Genomic DNA, 15385 nt, shown 5'->3' with positions numbered 1-15385 from the left:
TCATAAATGGAATCATTTTCCCATTCATATTCAAAATCATCTCCATTATTTTCTAAGTTATACCCTTCCATAAGTGCTGTGGATAATATTGCACCATAAAACAAAAAGTACAATAGATAAAGTACGGTAACAATAGAACTAATAACCAAAGCAATAATGTTTAAAACCTTAGCCGTAGACACATTTGTATTACTTTGATGTGCATAATTTTCAGGATTTAACTTATACTCTTTTAAACTCTTGTTCGCCATTACCAAACCGATAATGCTCAATATAAGAGGTATAAAAGCAAAAATACCACAACAGCATCCTGCGAAAGAAACAAGTAAGGCAATTATTCCTAATATCAATGCAGTTGGGTCTGCTGGTAATTTATTATGATTCATTTAAAATTTACTAAAAATCTGTTATTGTATATTTTCTAGTGTTCTAACCACGATTTATAGTAATCTTCATCAGCAATTTTCATAGCTTCTTCAGTAACCATTAACGGTTTAAACGTGTCGACCATAACTGCTAGTTCTTCAGTTTTTTCTTTTCCTATACTTCGTTCTGTAGCTCCTGGATGTGGACCATGAGGTATGCCTGCTGGATGCAATGAAATATGTCCAGCTTCAATATCGTTTCGACTCATAAAATCACCATCAACATAATACAACACCTCATCACTATCGATATTGCTATGATTGTAAGGAGCAGGTATACTTTCGGGATGGTAATCATATAAACGAGGTACAAAACTACAAATTACAAAGGCATCACTTTCGAAAGTTTGATGAATTGGAGGCGGCAAATGTATACGTCCTGTTATCGGTTCAAAATCATGAATTGAAAATGCATACGGATAATTATAACCGTCATAACCTACAACATCAAATGGATGTGAAGCGTAAACCATTTCAAAAATTTCATCTTGTTTTTTGACCTTCATTAAAAATTCACCTGACTCATTATAGGTCTCTAACTCGTAAGGTTGACGAATATCACGCTCACAAAATGGTGAATGTTCAAGTAATTGTCCGAACCAATTTCGATAACGCTTTGGTGTGTAAATTGGTCGTCTTGATTCGACTATAAATAATCTATTGTCTTCAGTGTCAAAATCTATTTTATAAATAACTCCTCTTGGAACCAATAAGTAATCTCCATATTTAAAATCAAGGTTACCTAAATGCGTTCTCAGTTTACCTGTACCTTTATGAATAAATATTAGTTCATCGGCATCTGAATTTTTGTAGAAATACTCTTTAGTAGATTTCTTAGGAGCAGCTAAAATAATCGTACAATCACTATTAGTTAGCACTGCTTTTCTACTGTCAAGGTAATCATTTTCTGGTTTCACCTGAAAGCCTCTCAACCTGTAGGATTGAATACTATTTGCTTTAGCAATTTTAGGTGCAACGCTGTATTGTTTTTTGATCTCTTTAACTTGTGTAGGGCGTTGTTCGTGATACGAATTAGTTGACATCCCGTCGAATCCTATGGTTCCAAACAACTGCTCGTAATACAAGCTACCATCGTCTTTTCTAAATTGTGTGTGTCGCTTTTTAGGAATTTCACCAAGCTTATGATAAAAAGGCATTTCTAATGATTTAAAAGTTGATTTTTTTTACACGTAAAATCGTATAAACTTAAGTGTTTTAAAGATACAAAAAATGCTAGTTTATTCTTGATTTTATCTGGCACATTTTATTGTTTTCTATAAGACAGATAGAACACAAATATAACTAAGAAATTAAAATTATACTGCTACTAGTTGTGTTTCTCTCAATAAGAAATTTTAATAGATGTAATATGTTTTGCCAGAAGACTTTCATCATTGCACAAATATTGCTGATTTTAACAAAAGTTAAAAATCTTAAAAATAAAAATTATGTAGAATATTTTCTCTATTTAATATTTTTTCCATATGTTTGTATCACTAGACACTCAACTTTTGGTTAATTAAGAAGTCGCCTTAAGTTAGTTTATAGTGTGTTGCAACTTAACAGGCGCTTGTTTTTTGACTTCTTATTCATTGACTTCTTGAAGGTTGTAGAGATTTATTAATCAATCTATTTACAAATAGATTAAAAACTAAAGAACTCATGAAAAATTTAATTAGCATTTTACTTATTTCTATTCTGGTCTTAGCATGTTCAAGTGAAAAGATTGAAGATAGTGAAGTAATCACAAAAGACAATATTGAAATTTTTGAAAGACTAAGCGGTAGTTGCCCACCAAACTCAACAGCTTCAATTCACTATGAATCAGATGGTTTTAGATTTAAAAGACCTAAAACAGACTGCCAAAGTGGGTTTTGGTTTTGTACATTAAATGGAGGTTGGGTAATTAAATGTCATGACAATTACACTGGAGCAGAAGTTGAAGTAACTCAAGCTACTCAGGTTAATCGAACGTTTGAAACAACAACAATAGCAGGTATAATAAATGATGCAGAAAAAACAGTTGATTTTTATTTTCCAATCGAGTTAGCTGATATTGATGGTAATAGCCTAGATGATTTCGAAATCTTTAATGTTGATGTTGATGAGAATATTTATATAACTGAAAATATAAAACTTATTCCTGGTGATTATGTTTCTAGGATTGAAGGTTCAGAAATTATAATTACAGTAAAATTCAAATAACAACTTTTATTATGAAACGTTTGTCAATACTTTTTTTACTTTTTATGGTGTCATCTTGTAAAACAGTATATAATAAAGTTAATGGTGTTAATAAAAACATATCTTTTAGTTCTATTAAAGAGTATAAAACACATGTAAGCACTAAAACTAAATTAGACACAGACAAGTTTTACTTTGTAGATAACAACGATTATAATAACTTTTTGGGGAACATTTTAAACCAAAACATTGTTTACTATTATGGTTTAGTAAAAAATAAAAAAATAGTTGCAAGCGGTTCAAATTTAAAAGAAAAAAGTTCCTGCTATGGAGCGATTTCAGATTACATCCAAAATAATTATACAAATGATGAGTCAAATATTAAATCAAAAATTTCAGATTTTAGTTATTATAATTTTGACGAAGAAAAAGCTGAATTGAATTTCAACAAGGAAGTGTTGGTTTTTATTTATTCATATAAATTAGGAAAACTATCAAACAACTTAGAAAATCTCATAAATGATATAGAACAAAACATCAACATTGATTATATCATTCTAAGCTTAGACAATGTTGATATTAAAACCAAAATTCAATATTAAAATGACTTCTTAAATTTTAGACTTCTTAAATAATTTTAAAATTTATTAACCAATCTATTTACAATAGATTTAAAATCAAAAGAACTCATGAAAAATTTAATTTTAGTAGTTACATTTTTATTCATTAGTAGTATTGCAAGAGCACAATCAGTCAGTATTTGTAATGTTAACATAACTGACTTGTCAGTTAATGGTGAAGTTAGATTAACAAACACCGGTCTAGATACATCTAAAATGTGTATAACATTAACAGGAACAGCTGACCTATGCGATGAAAACGGAAAAGTAATTGGCTCTGGACTGACACTAACACTTGAATCTAGTGGATGTAATAGGGAAAATAGAACAGGTGCCGTTGGCTCATCACCAGACAAAATATTTTTACCACTTGAGCTGCTTGGTGATGCACCAGAATTTCAAGGTAAAGAAATTCCTTTAGTCTTCCCAAATCCTAATAATGGTATTTTTACTTTAAAAACTAAAACTCCTAACCTAAGTGATAATATAAGTATTGTTTCTTTATCAAATGGTAAAAAAGTGAATGCAAATATAGTATCTACTGAAAAAGGTTACAATATTGATTTAACAGGTCATCCAAGTGGAGTTTACGTTGTAACATATAACAAAAATGGTTTAACATTTACTCAAAAAATAATTAAAAAGTAAAGTTTAGTCATACATAACCTTCTTGACTAAAACTGTTAAATTAATCCGTTAATAAAAACAATGAAGAAGCTTTTTTATATACCAATATTGTTGATTTTGACACTAATTATGTTTCATTCTTGTACTAAAGAAGAAACAATAAAATCAGAAACCAGTATTGAACAACAAATTGATGATATGTACAATACATTTCTAATGATTCAAAAATCAAAACCAAATGTTACAATGAGACTTTCAGTCAAAAACAACAAAGTAGTTTCGTTGTTAGAAGTACCTAGCAATATTATAGCATTTCGAGCCAATTATATTTCAGATGCTGAACCAGTTTGCGAAGGTGAAGGTTTAACCTTTGTAAATTGTGTTAAAAAAATATTGAAAGCTGGAAAGTGTGTAATAATAACATCATGTGTTAATTATTGCGCATATATTACAGATTGTCCTTAAAAACCAACAAACTACTGCAGTAAAGCAGATCACTTCACTGCAGTAGTTTTTTTAGTATCAAAACCAAAATCCAATATTAAAATACCAAATGCTTTGACGCTGTTCTGGTGAGTAAGAGAATTTTGCTTCTACTGGTCCTAAAAAGGTATCTATTCCATAACCCAAAGCATAACCTCTATAATCAGGAAGTGAGAACCATTCTCCTGTTTCAAATATCCCGTCATCTACATTTGCCCAATTTCCTTCAACTCTTATATGATGCTTTTTAAATATTTCATAATCAGCAGATGCAGTCGCTTTTATGTAACTATTTCCTGTTAATGAAATAAAGTCATAGCCATAAAACGGAATGAAATTATTAATAAAATCGTTCCCGTAACCTCCTAAAGCAAAATCAAGAGCATTTGTTGTATTCTCTCCTATTTTAAAACCTGCTTCAGTTTTGAAGTTAAATGCTAATTTATCAGAAGTATTGAATGCTGTGCCCATCTCGCCTTTAACAATTGAAAATGGTTCAAAATCTGAATTAAAGCCAGAGGATACTAAATACCAATGCATATCGCCATTAAAATAAACACCTCGCTTAGGAAAATATTTATTGTCATAAGTGTCTAATTTTAAGGCTCCAAAAACACTTCCGTAATCTGTGTTTTCAAATAAAAATTCATCTGTTTGTGAATTTAAAGTAATCGTTTCTGATTTAATTTTAAGGCGCTTATGCTCAACTCCAATACTTAATGCAAAGTCTTTTCTAAATAGCGTTTGCAAATAAAGCTGGTTGGTTTGATCTTGAAGCTCAACATCAATTTTGTTTAAACCGGAACCAATATCATCAAAGTTTTCTACTAGTAATTCAGGATTTATACTCTTTCCAAATTGATTGTATCTAGACTTAATTCCAATACTCCAATAGAAGCCTTTATCAATAAAATATTCAAAATTATAACGCACATTATCACCTAAAATAATATCTAGTGATGCTACATCATTATCAAACAACAATCGTTTTTTTGTTAAATTAACTAAAGCTGCACTTTTATATAAATCGTCATAATGCAACCCTAATTTTAAAAAAGTCGTGATTTCGTTTTCCATTACTGTTGCATACAAATCATAACCTTCTTTACCTTTTGATTTTTTAAATTGATATTTAAAAGTGTCAAAATTATTTGTTGCAATTAGGTTATTAATGCCTCTATTAAAATCTTTGTAGCTTACTTTAGTATCGTCTTTAAATTTTAATTTCCCCAGAAAATATGATCTTGTATATCTTTTGTTACCATCAATAGTTATTAAATTAATTTTTATACTATCTGTTGACACCTTACTGACCTCTGGTCTTATTCCATTATTTGTTTGGTATTTAGGTAACGCTTTTAATTTTTCAATTTTATCTAAAGTTGCAATTGTACCGTTTTCAATAATTTTTTCACTTTCACTAAATGATACGACTGTAAAATCACTAATATCTGGATGAATATAAATATCTGTGATTTTAGACTTTAACTTCATATCGTTTATCGTTCTAAAATTATTTATCTGCAATAGAACATCTGGAGCAGATTTCAAATCGCTTCTATCCTTTAAATCATCTTGAACATCAACACCTATAATGATATCCATCCCTTTTGCTTTTAGCTCGTTTATCGGATAATTATTAACGACACCTCCATCTATTAATAATTGGTCATCAATTATAACAGGTTGAAACAATGACGGAAATGCTCCACTTGCAGTAACTGCTTGAGACAAATTCCCTGATTCTAAAAGTACAGCCTCTCCATTTTCAACATTTGTTGCTATACAAAAAAAAGGAATAGGTAATTGATCAAAACGATTTATATCACTAACATGCAAAGTAAGTTGAGACAATAAATTAAATACATTTTGGCCTCTAGAGAGCGCAGAAGGTAATTGTACTTTAAATTTATCAAAAGGAAGATTTACAGCATATTTTTCAGAATTATCACGTTCATGAAATGTTTTTGCAGATCTTGGTAAATCATCGTTAATCACTTTATCATAATCTAAAGATTTGAAAATTGAATCTAATTGTTTTCCCGAATAACCAGAAGCATACAACGATCCTACTATCGCTCCCATACTTGTTCCTGCGATATAATCTATTTTAATCCCTAAACTATCGATAACTTTTAATGTCCCTATGTGAGCAAATCCTTTGGCTCCACCTCCACTGAGTACCAATCCTACTTTTGGAGTATGAGTATCCGAATTAGTAATCTCTTGCGCTACAATAGGAATAGGCAAGTAAATCATTAACACAAAGATTAGGAGCTTCTTCATTTTGAGTTATAATAGGATTTTATTTTTTTTGCTTTTGAAAGTCCGACAACAACCTCTAAATCTTTTTCATCAGCTTCAGCAATTCTTTTTACAGATTTAAATTTTTTCATTAGAGCGACTATAGTTTGTTCTCCAATTCCTTGTATGGTTTCTAATTCTGTTGTCAAAGCATTTTTGCTTCTTCGGTTTCGGTGGTGTTCTATTCCGAAGCGATGTGCTTCATTTCGTAATTGCTGAATTATTTTAAGTGTTTCACTTTTCTTGTCTAAATATAAAGGAATTGGATCATCCGGATAAAATAATTCTTCCAAACGCTTCGCAATTCCGATGATTGCAATTTTATGTCGAAGATTTAAAGCGTCTAAGCTTTTTAATGCTGAAGACAATTGCCCTTTTCCTCCATCAATAATAATCAACTGTGGTAAAGACTTTTCCTCATCTAATAAGCGTTTATATCGCCTATAAACGACCTCTTCCATTGAGGCAAAGTCATCTGGACCTTCAACTGTTTTAATATTAAAATGCCTATAATCTCTTTTACTGGGTTTTCCATCTTTAAAAACAACACAAGCTGCCACTGGATGTGTTCCTTGAATATTTGAGTTATCAAAACATTCAATATGACGTGGTTCTTCTGAAAGCCTTAAATCAACTTTCATTTGTGCCATTATTCGATTGGCATGACGATCAGGATCTACAATTTTTACTTGTTTGAAACGCTCCATTCTATAATATTTTGCATTTCTAAGTGACAAATCTAAAATCCTTTTTTTATCTCCAAGCTTTGGAATCGTCACTTTGATGTCATCACCTAAATTGACTTTAAAAGGCACATAAATTTCTTTAGAATTTGAAGTAAAGCGTTGTCTAATTTCTGTAACAGCTAACTCCAATAACTGCTTGTCGGTTTCATCAAGTTTCTTTTTTATTTCTAAAGTATGTGATCTAATGATACTCCCATAAGATAATTGTAAAAAATTCACATAACCATAACTCTCATCACTCATAATTGAAAACACATCTACATTACTAATCTTAGGGTTTACTATAGTAGATTTAGCTTGATAATTTTCAAGTACTTCAATTTTATCTTTAATACGTTGGGCTTCTTCAAATTGCATGTCTTGAGCTAACTCCTTCATTTGTGATTTGAACTGGGACAATGAATCTTTAAAATTACCTTTTATTATTGCTCTAATTGCTTTGATATGTTCATTATATTCAGACTCACTTTGTAACCCTTCACATGGTCCTTTACAATTTCCAAGATGATATTCTAAACAAACTTTGTATTTACCTGCCTCAATTTTTTCTTCAGAAAGATTGTAGTTACAGGTTCTAAGATTGTAAAGTCCTTTAATTAAATCTAACAAAGTATGTACAGTTTTCATACTTGTATATGGTCCAAAATATTCGGAACCATCTTTAAACACTTGTCGCGTTGGAAACACCCTTGGAAATCGTTCTTTTTTTATGCAAATCCAAGGATAAGATTTATCATCTTTTAGCATAACATTGTAACGAGGCTGATACTTTTTAATGAGGTTGTTTTCTAATAAAAGTGCATCTTTTTCGGTCTCTACAACAATATGTTTAACACTAGCAATTTTTTTAACTAGAACTCGGGTCTTACCATTTTCATGAGTTTTTGTAAAATAAGAACTCACTCGTTTTTTTATATTTTTTGCTTTTCCTACATAAATCAATACGTCCTCAGCATCATAATATTGATACACACCAGGTTCTTTAGGCAAGGTCTTTAATTGTAATTCTAGTGTAGGCTTTTGCATAACTCAAAGTTAAATGAAAAGCTAGTACTTCAAAAAAAAACATAAGCTATTTTAGTATATTGCAATATCATAAATCATTTCATATGAATATTGTTATTTTATCAAGGAACCCTCTTTTATATTCTACACAACGCTTAGTTAAAGAAGGTGAAGCTAGAGGCCATGAAATGGAGGTGATTGATCCCTTAAAATGTGATATCATTATTGAAAAAGAAAAGCCAACAATTTATTATAAAGACAGGTACTTAGATTATGTGGATGCTATCATCCCTCGTATTGGTGCCTCAGTCACTTTTTTTGGATGCGCTCTTGTAAGACAGTTTGAAATGATGGGTGTTTTTGTTACCGTGACTTCAGATGCTATTATTCGTTCTAGGGATAAATTGAGAAGTTTTCAAAGATTATCCAAAGCTGGAATTGGTATGCCAAAAACAGTATTTACAAATTATTCAAGAGATGTTGAAGAAGTCATAGAACATGTTGGTGGAACACCAGTAATTATTAAACTCTTAGAAGGCACTCAAGGTTTAGGAGTTGTATTAGCTGAAACCAAAAATGCTGCTGAATCTGTTTTAGAAGCATTTAATGGACTGCAAGCTCGAGTGATTGTTCAAGAATATATAAAGGAAGCTAAAGGTGCTGATATTAGAGCCTTAGTTGTAGACGGACAAGTTGTTGGAGCCATGAAGCGTCAAGGAAAAAAAGGAGAATTTAGATCTAATTTGCATCGTGGTGGTAATGCTGAAATTATTAAGTTGAATGCTGATGAACTCAAAGTCGCTATGCGTGCTTCTAAAGCATTGAAACTTCCTGTTTGTGGAGTCGACATGCTTCAATCTGAACGAGGCCCTTTACTTTTAGAGGTCAATTCAACACCTGGTTTAGAAGGTATTGAAGGTGCAACAGGTAGAAATATAGCAAGAGCAATCATCACTTTTATAGAAAAAAACAGAAAATAATTTTGAAACAAAACGATTCCTGTTTCCTTAGGAAATGCATATGAGTGATAAAGACATATTAGAGATTTTAGGAGAAAAAGTTGCCTTAGGAAAAAGTGCAACAGTCAGTTTCAATGTAGCTAAACTACATACTCAAAATAGAATTGATGTACCTGTTATTATTGAACGATCAAAAAAGCCTGGTCCTACAATTTTAATAACAGCAGGTATTCATGGTGATGAAGTTAATGGTGTTGAGATTGTTAGACAAATTATTGCAAAAGGCATTAATAAACCAAAAAAAGGAACCATCATTTGTGTGCCTGTAATTAATGTGTTTGGTTTTATACATATGGATCGTGAGTTTCCTGATGGTCGCGATTTAAATCGTGTATTCCCTGGTATTAAAGGAGGTTCTCTTGCGAGTAGAGTGGCGTTTAAGCTCGTAACTGAAATTTTGCCGCATGCTGACTTGGTGATGGATTTTCATACTGGCGGAGCAGATCGGTTTAATGCCGCACAAGTAAGAATTATTAAAGACGAGAAAAACTTAAAAAAACTCGCTCAGATTTTTGGTGCTCCTTTTGTTTTGTATTCAAAACATCTCAACAAATCGTTTAGAAATACCTGTTATAAATTAGGAATACCAGTATTACTTTTTGAGGGTGGAAAATCATTTCATATTAATAACACAATAACTAATACTGGAGTGAATGGTGCGAAACGCGTTCTTGATCATTTAGAAATGCTTAATAGCAAATTTAAGGTGTCTGAACCTAAAAAGTCATGTGTGTTTATTTCTGAAAGCAAATGGATTAGAGCCAACTATTCTGGAATGTTTAATGCGTCTGTAAAAATAAATACACTCGTAAAAAAAGATGAAGTTATTGGCCATATTACTGATCCTTACGGAAGTTTCAACCATTTTGTCAAAGCTCCAAACGAAGGTTATATTTTCAATATTAATGAATCGCCAATCATCTATCAAGGTGATGCTATTTTTCATATTTCAACTTCGTTAAAAGCATGACAAAAACCGAATTAAGACATACTCATAAAGAGTTAAGACAAAAACTTTCTGAAGATCAAGTGGAAGACTTGAGTTTAAAGATTTCTAATCAATTACTGATACTTCCTATTTGGCATTTAGAGTTTTATCATACGTTTTTAACTATTGAAGAACAAAAGGAAGTGAATACGGATTACCTTCTTAATATCCTTTCTGGAAAAGACAAACACATTGTCATTTCTAAAAGTAATTTCTCAACTTTTGAAATGACACATTTCTTACTAACTGATAGTACTAAAATCAAAAAAAACAAATGGCATATTCCTGAACCTGTAAACGGAATACCAATAGAAAACACACAAATTGATGTGGTTTTTATTCCCTTACTAGCTTTTGACAACATAGGTCATCGTGTAGGTTACGGCAAGGGTTTTTATGATAAATTTTTATCAAAATGCAAACCAGGAACTATCAAAATTGGAGTGTCTTTTTTTAAAAGCATTGACAAAATAATTGATGTTTATGAAAGTGATATCAAATTGAATTACTGCGTAACTCCCGAGAAAATTTATTCGTTTTAATGAGTGTTTTCCTCTACTATTTCAGCATTGTCTTCATTTTTAAAAGCACGCTTATTAAAGAAAATCAAAATCCCAATACCTGAACTAATAGCCATATCTGCGATATTAAATACAGGTTCAAAAAACCTAAAATATTGCCCTCCATAATACGGTATCCAATCTGGCAATACACCACTCCATATTGGCAAATGAAGCATATCTACTACTTTACCGTGAAAAACAGAATCATAACCACCATCTGTTGGTAAAAACGATGCTACCTGACCAGCACTAGTATCGAAAATAAGACCATAAAAAACAGAATCTATAATATTTCCTAATGCGCCTGCAAGAATTAATGTTACAGCAAAGATTAATGTTTTAGATTGGTTAACTTTTATAGATTTGTTTAACCAATATCCAATTCCGAAAACTGCTAATATTCTAAAAACAGTCAAAAAAACCTTTGCTGTTCTGTCTGAAATAAAAGACACAAAATCACTAATTTTAGTTCCCCAAGCCATCCCTTCATTTTCTACAAACAAAATTTGAAACCAAGAAAACACCTCAACACTTTCGTTTAATGTAAAATGTGTTTTAATGTAAATTTTAGACACTTGATCTACAATTAAAATGACAAAAATTAGGAGTATCGCTTTTTTTAATGACATGTTATTACTTTACAGTTGGTAAAAATAAGGTTATTTCTATTTGAATGACTAGAAAAGTATTAAAAAAAAAAATCGCTTCATTTATTAATGAAGCGATTTAAATATCATTTAGTGAATATAAAAACTATTGCATGTTCTTAGCCTCAATACTTAATGTAGCATGAGGTACTAATTTTAGGCGTTCTTTATTAATAAGTTTACCTGTAACTCTACAGACACCATAGGTTTTACTTTCAATTCTAATAATAGCGTTCTTTAAATCTCTAATAAACTTCTCTTGTCGGATAGCCAATTGAGAGTTTGCTTCTTTACTCATAGTAGCACTACCTTCTTCAAAAGCTTTAAAGGTTGGCGACGTATCATCTGTACCATTATTATGATCATTCATATACGCACTTTTTATAAGTTCTAAATCGTGTTCTGCTTTTTCAATTTTTTCTGTAAGTAAAGTTTTAAATTCAGCTAAATCTTTGTCTGAATATCTTACATTGTTATCTGTTGCCATAATTTTAAATTTTTTGAATAAACAATTTGGTATTTACATCATCAAAAGCAATTTCTATACCATCATTGACTTGGTCTAAAATTTCCAATTCATCGGTAAGAGTTTCTGTTTTTATATACTCTAAATTCTTGTTTATTGCGTTAATAATTTGTTCGTCTTTTTGAAACTGTACTACAATTCTATCAGTTAATTCAAATCCAGAATCTTTTCTCAAATTTTGAATTCTATTAACTAATTCTCTGGCAATACCTTCTTTTTGTAACTCTTCAGTTATAGTAACATCTAATGCTACTGTTAGAGCGCCTGAACTTGCAACAAGCCATCCTTCAATATCTTTTGATGTAATTTCCACATCTGATTGTTCTAAAGTAATGTTTTTTCCATTAATTTCAACGTCTAAACTACCATTTTGCTCGATTTTTTTAATGTCTTCTGCTGAAAAACTGTTAACTGCCTGTGCAACAGCCTTCATATCTGCACCAAAACGAGGTCCTAAAACTTTAAAATTAGGTTTAATCTGTTTGACTAATATGTCTGAAGCATCCTCTAAAACTTGAACCGTTTTTACGTTCACTTCTGATTTTATCAAGTCTTCAACTGCTAAAATTTCTTCCTTTTGTTTTTTAGAATCAATTGGAATCATAATTTTTTGCAATGGCTGACGTACTTTTATTTTTTCTTTTGCTCTTAACGATAAAACCAATGAAGAAATTGTTTGAGCACTTTCCATTTTTCGTTCTAAAGACTTATCTACAAATGATGCATCAAACTCAGGGAATTCTGCTAAGTGAACACTTTCAAAATGTTCTTTCTTAGACACTGAATTTAGATCCATATATAAACGGTCCATAAAGAAAGGAGCTATTGGTGCACCTAACTTAGCAATCGTTTCCATACAGGTATAAAGTGTTTGGTAAGCTGAAATTTTATCAGATTGATAATCGCCTTTCCAGAAACGTCTTCTACTTAAACGCACATACCAGTTACTTAAATAATCTTGTGTGAAATCTGAAATTGCTCTTGCAGCTTTAGTTGGCTCATATTCTGCATAATAATCATCTACTTTCTGAATAAGTGTATGCAACTCCGATAAAATCCAACGATCAATTTCTGGACGATCTGCTAAAGGAATATCAGCCTCAGAATAACTAAAACCATCTAAATTTGTATATAGTGTAAAGAATGAATAGGTATTGTAAAGTGTTCCGAAGAACTTACGTTTCACTTCTTCTATACCATCTAAATCAAACTTTAAATTGTCCCAAGGATTCGCATTCATTATCATGTACCAACGTGTTGCATCTGCTCCATAGGTAGATAATGTTTCAAACGGGTCGGTCGCATTTCCTAAACGCTTCGACATTTTTTGTCCGTTTTTATCTAATACCAAACCATTAGACACCACATTTTTATAGGCTACAGAATCGAAAACCATAGTACCAATGGCATGCAATGTATAGAACCAACCACGAGTTTGATCGACACCTTCTGCTATAAAATCGGCTGGATACGATTTCCCTTCATCAATCAATTCTTTATTTTCAAACGGGTAATGCCATTGTGCATAAGGCATTGAACCTGAGTCAAACCAAACATCAATCAAATCGCTCTCGCGATGCATTGGTTGTCCGTTAGGAGAGACCAAAACAATATCATCAACAATATTTTTATGTAAATCGATTTTTGCATAGTTTGCATCTGAATTGTTTCCAACTTCAAACTCTGCAAAGATATCTTTGTCTAAAACTCCAGATTGAACAGCTTTAGCCATTTCGGATTTTAATTCTTCAACAGAACCAATACAGATTTCTTCTTTACCATCTTCAGTTCTCCAAATAGGTAATGGAATTCCCCAATATCTTGAACGCGACAAATTCCAATCATTTGCATTAGCTAACCAATTACCAAAACGACCTTCTCCAGTTGATTTTGGTTTCCAGTTGATGGTTTTGTTAAGCTCATGCATTCTATCTTTCACATCAGTGACTTTGATAAACCAAGAATCTAAAGGATAGTATAAAATCGGTTTATCAGTTCTCCAGCAATTTGGATAACTGTGCTTATATTTTTCAACCTTAAAGGCTTTATTTTCTTCTTTTAATTTAATGGCAAGTTCGACATCAATAGATCGTTCTGGTGCTTCACCATCATTGTAATATTCATTCTTTACATATTTTCCAGCGAACTCTTTCATTTCTGGTCTGAAGCGTCCTTGTAAATCGACCAAAGGCACTAAGTTTCCATTATCATCTTTGACTAGCATTGGAGGGACTTCTGGAGTTGCTTGTTTTGCAACTAGAGCATCATCTGCACCAAAAGTTGGGGCTGTATGAACGATACCTGTTCCGTCTTCAGTAGTTACAAAATCACCTGAAATAACTCTAAAAGCATCTTGCGGATTATCATTTGGCAAGGCATAAGGTAGTAACTGCTCGTATGTAATTCCAACTAAATCCTTCCCAACAAAGTCTTTAACCACATAATACGGAATCTTCTTGTCTCCAGAATTATAGGCTAACAACTCAGACTTATTTTCTACCAAATTAAACTTTCCTGAGAATTGATAGTTCACTAATTTTTTAGCAAGAATTACATTCATTGGTTGAAATGTATATTGATTATAAGTTTCAACCAATACATAGTCAATTTTTGGCCCAACAGTTAATGCTGTATTACTAGGAAGCGTCCAAGGTGTGGTTGTCCATGCTAGGAAATGAATATCACCTTCATCTTTTAAAAAATCTGGAAGCGACTCTTGTTTAGCCTTAAATTGTGCTACAACTGTAGTGTCTGTGACATCTTGATACGTTCCTGGTTGATTAAGTTCATGGGAGCTTAAACCTGTTCCTGCTTTAGGAGAATAAGGCTGTATGGTATACCCTTTATAAAGTAAACTTTTATTATAAATTTGCTTGAGTAACCACCAAACACTTTCCATGTATTTTGGATCATAAGTAATGTATGGATCATCCATGTTTACCCAATACCCCATTTTTTGTGTGAGGTCATTCCAAACGTCAGTATAACGCATTACTGCTTTACGACATGCTGCATTGTAATCTTCAACTGAAATGGTTTTACCAATATCTTCCTTAGTAATTCCTAATTCTTTTTCTACACCTAATTCAATTGGCAAACCATGTGTGTCCCAACCTGCTTTTCGCTTCACTTGGAATCCTTTCATGGTTTTATAACGTGGAAAAATATCCTTTATAGCACGAGCTAACACATGGTGTACTCCAGGTAATCCGTTAGCTGAAGGTGGCCCTTCGAAAAAGACAAAAGGC

14 protein-coding genes are annotated in these 15385 nt (G+C 31.7%); 7 read left to right on the top strand and 7 right to left on the bottom strand.

Annotated elements, in window-relative coordinates:
- Positions 1 to 386: CCC motif membrane protein (locus AB8B90_RS06000; RefSeq protein WP_405334723.1), on the bottom strand; the 386-nt coding region annotated here is incomplete at its 3' end.
- A gap of 35 nt (positions 387 to 421) precedes the next feature.
- A complete protein-coding gene (locus AB8B90_RS05995) occupies positions 422 to 1582 on the bottom strand; it encodes a homogentisate 1,2-dioxygenase (RefSeq protein WP_405334721.1) in 1161 nt (386 codons plus the stop codon).
- Between the two features lie 505 nt (positions 1583 to 2087).
- Here AB8B90_RS05995 and AB8B90_RS05990 point away from each other — a divergent pair.
- From AB8B90_RS05990 to AB8B90_RS05975, 4 genes are all read left to right on the top strand, one after another.
- Positions 2088 to 2630, top strand: a complete 543-nt coding sequence (locus AB8B90_RS05990) for a hypothetical protein (RefSeq protein ID WP_405334719.1) — start codon at positions 2088 to 2090, stop codon at positions 2628 to 2630.
- 11 nt (positions 2631 to 2641) lie between these two features.
- Positions 2642 to 3211 carry a hypothetical protein gene (locus tag AB8B90_RS05985; RefSeq protein ID WP_405334718.1) on the top strand — a complete coding sequence of 190 codons (570 nt, stop codon included), beginning with the start codon at positions 2642 to 2644 and terminating at the stop codon, positions 3209 to 3211.
- A gap of 87 nt (positions 3212 to 3298) precedes the next feature.
- Positions 3299 to 3877 carry a T9SS type A sorting domain-containing protein gene (locus tag AB8B90_RS05980; protein ID WP_405334716.1) on the top strand — a complete coding sequence of 193 codons (579 nt, stop codon included), beginning with the start codon at positions 3299 to 3301 and terminating at the stop codon, positions 3875 to 3877.
- A gap of 60 nt (positions 3878 to 3937) precedes the next feature.
- Positions 3938 to 4321: a hypothetical protein gene (locus AB8B90_RS05975; RefSeq protein WP_405334714.1), complete on the top strand. Its 384-nt coding sequence runs from the start codon at positions 3938 to 3940 to the stop codon at positions 4319 to 4321.
- A gap of 57 nt (positions 4322 to 4378) precedes the next feature.
- Here AB8B90_RS05975 and AB8B90_RS05970 read toward each other — a convergent pair whose 3' ends face one another.
- Entirely contained in the window at positions 4379 to 6625 is a 2247-nt protein-coding gene (locus tag AB8B90_RS05970; RefSeq protein ID WP_405334712.1) for a patatin-like phospholipase family protein, read from the bottom strand.
- Positions 6622 to 8415, bottom strand: coding sequence for an excinuclease ABC subunit UvrC (uvrC, locus tag AB8B90_RS05965; RefSeq protein WP_405334710.1), 1794 nt, complete (start codon positions 8413 to 8415; stop codon positions 6622 to 6624). Before uvrC ends, AB8B90_RS05970 begins: the two co-directional genes overlap by 4 nt.
- An 83-nt stretch (positions 8416 to 8498) precedes the next feature.
- Here uvrC and rimK point away from each other — a divergent pair, with 83 nt between their 5' ends.
- From rimK to AB8B90_RS05950, 3 genes are read left to right on the top strand one after another with little or no spacing between them, the layout of a single operon-like run.
- Entirely contained in the window at positions 8499 to 9374 is an 876-nt protein-coding gene (gene rimK / locus AB8B90_RS05960) for a 30S ribosomal protein S6--L-glutamate ligase (RefSeq protein ID WP_405334708.1), read from the top strand.
- Positions 9375 to 9414: 40 nt separating this feature from the next.
- On the top strand, positions 9415 to 10383 hold the full coding sequence (locus AB8B90_RS05955) for a succinylglutamate desuccinylase/aspartoacylase family protein (RefSeq protein ID WP_405334706.1): 969 nt from the start codon (positions 9415 to 9417) through the stop codon (positions 10381 to 10383).
- Complete coding sequence (locus AB8B90_RS05950) at positions 10380 to 10943, top strand: 5-formyltetrahydrofolate cyclo-ligase (RefSeq protein WP_405334704.1); 564 nt, start codon at positions 10380 to 10382, stop codon at positions 10941 to 10943. The genes AB8B90_RS05955 and AB8B90_RS05950 overlap by 4 nt, the downstream gene beginning before the upstream one ends.
- Here the strand turns inward: AB8B90_RS05950 and AB8B90_RS05945 are convergent.
- From AB8B90_RS05945 to ileS, 3 genes are all read right to left on the bottom strand, one after another.
- Positions 10940 to 11593 (bottom strand): lipoprotein signal peptidase, encoded by a 654-nt coding sequence (locus tag AB8B90_RS05945; RefSeq protein ID WP_405334702.1) that lies wholly within the window; start codon positions 11591 to 11593, stop codon positions 10940 to 10942. The two genes, AB8B90_RS05950 and AB8B90_RS05945, sit on opposite strands and share 4 nt — an antisense overlap.
- A 124-nt stretch (positions 11594 to 11717) precedes the next feature.
- Entirely contained in the window at positions 11718 to 12098 is a 381-nt protein-coding gene (locus AB8B90_RS05940) for a TraR/DksA family transcriptional regulator (protein WP_405334700.1), read from the bottom strand.
- A gap of 4 nt (positions 12099 to 12102) precedes the next feature.
- Positions 12103 to 15385: isoleucine--tRNA ligase (gene ileS / locus AB8B90_RS05935; protein WP_405334698.1), on the bottom strand; the 3283-nt coding region annotated here is incomplete at its 5' end.

This window comes from Psychroserpens sp., from assembly GCF_045105015.1.
Lineage (GTDB): Bacteria > Bacteroidota > Bacteroidia > Flavobacteriales > Flavobacteriaceae > Psychroserpens.
The sequence above is the reverse complement of the archived record's forward strand: the minus strand, read 5'-3'. Positions and strand labels throughout refer to the sequence as shown.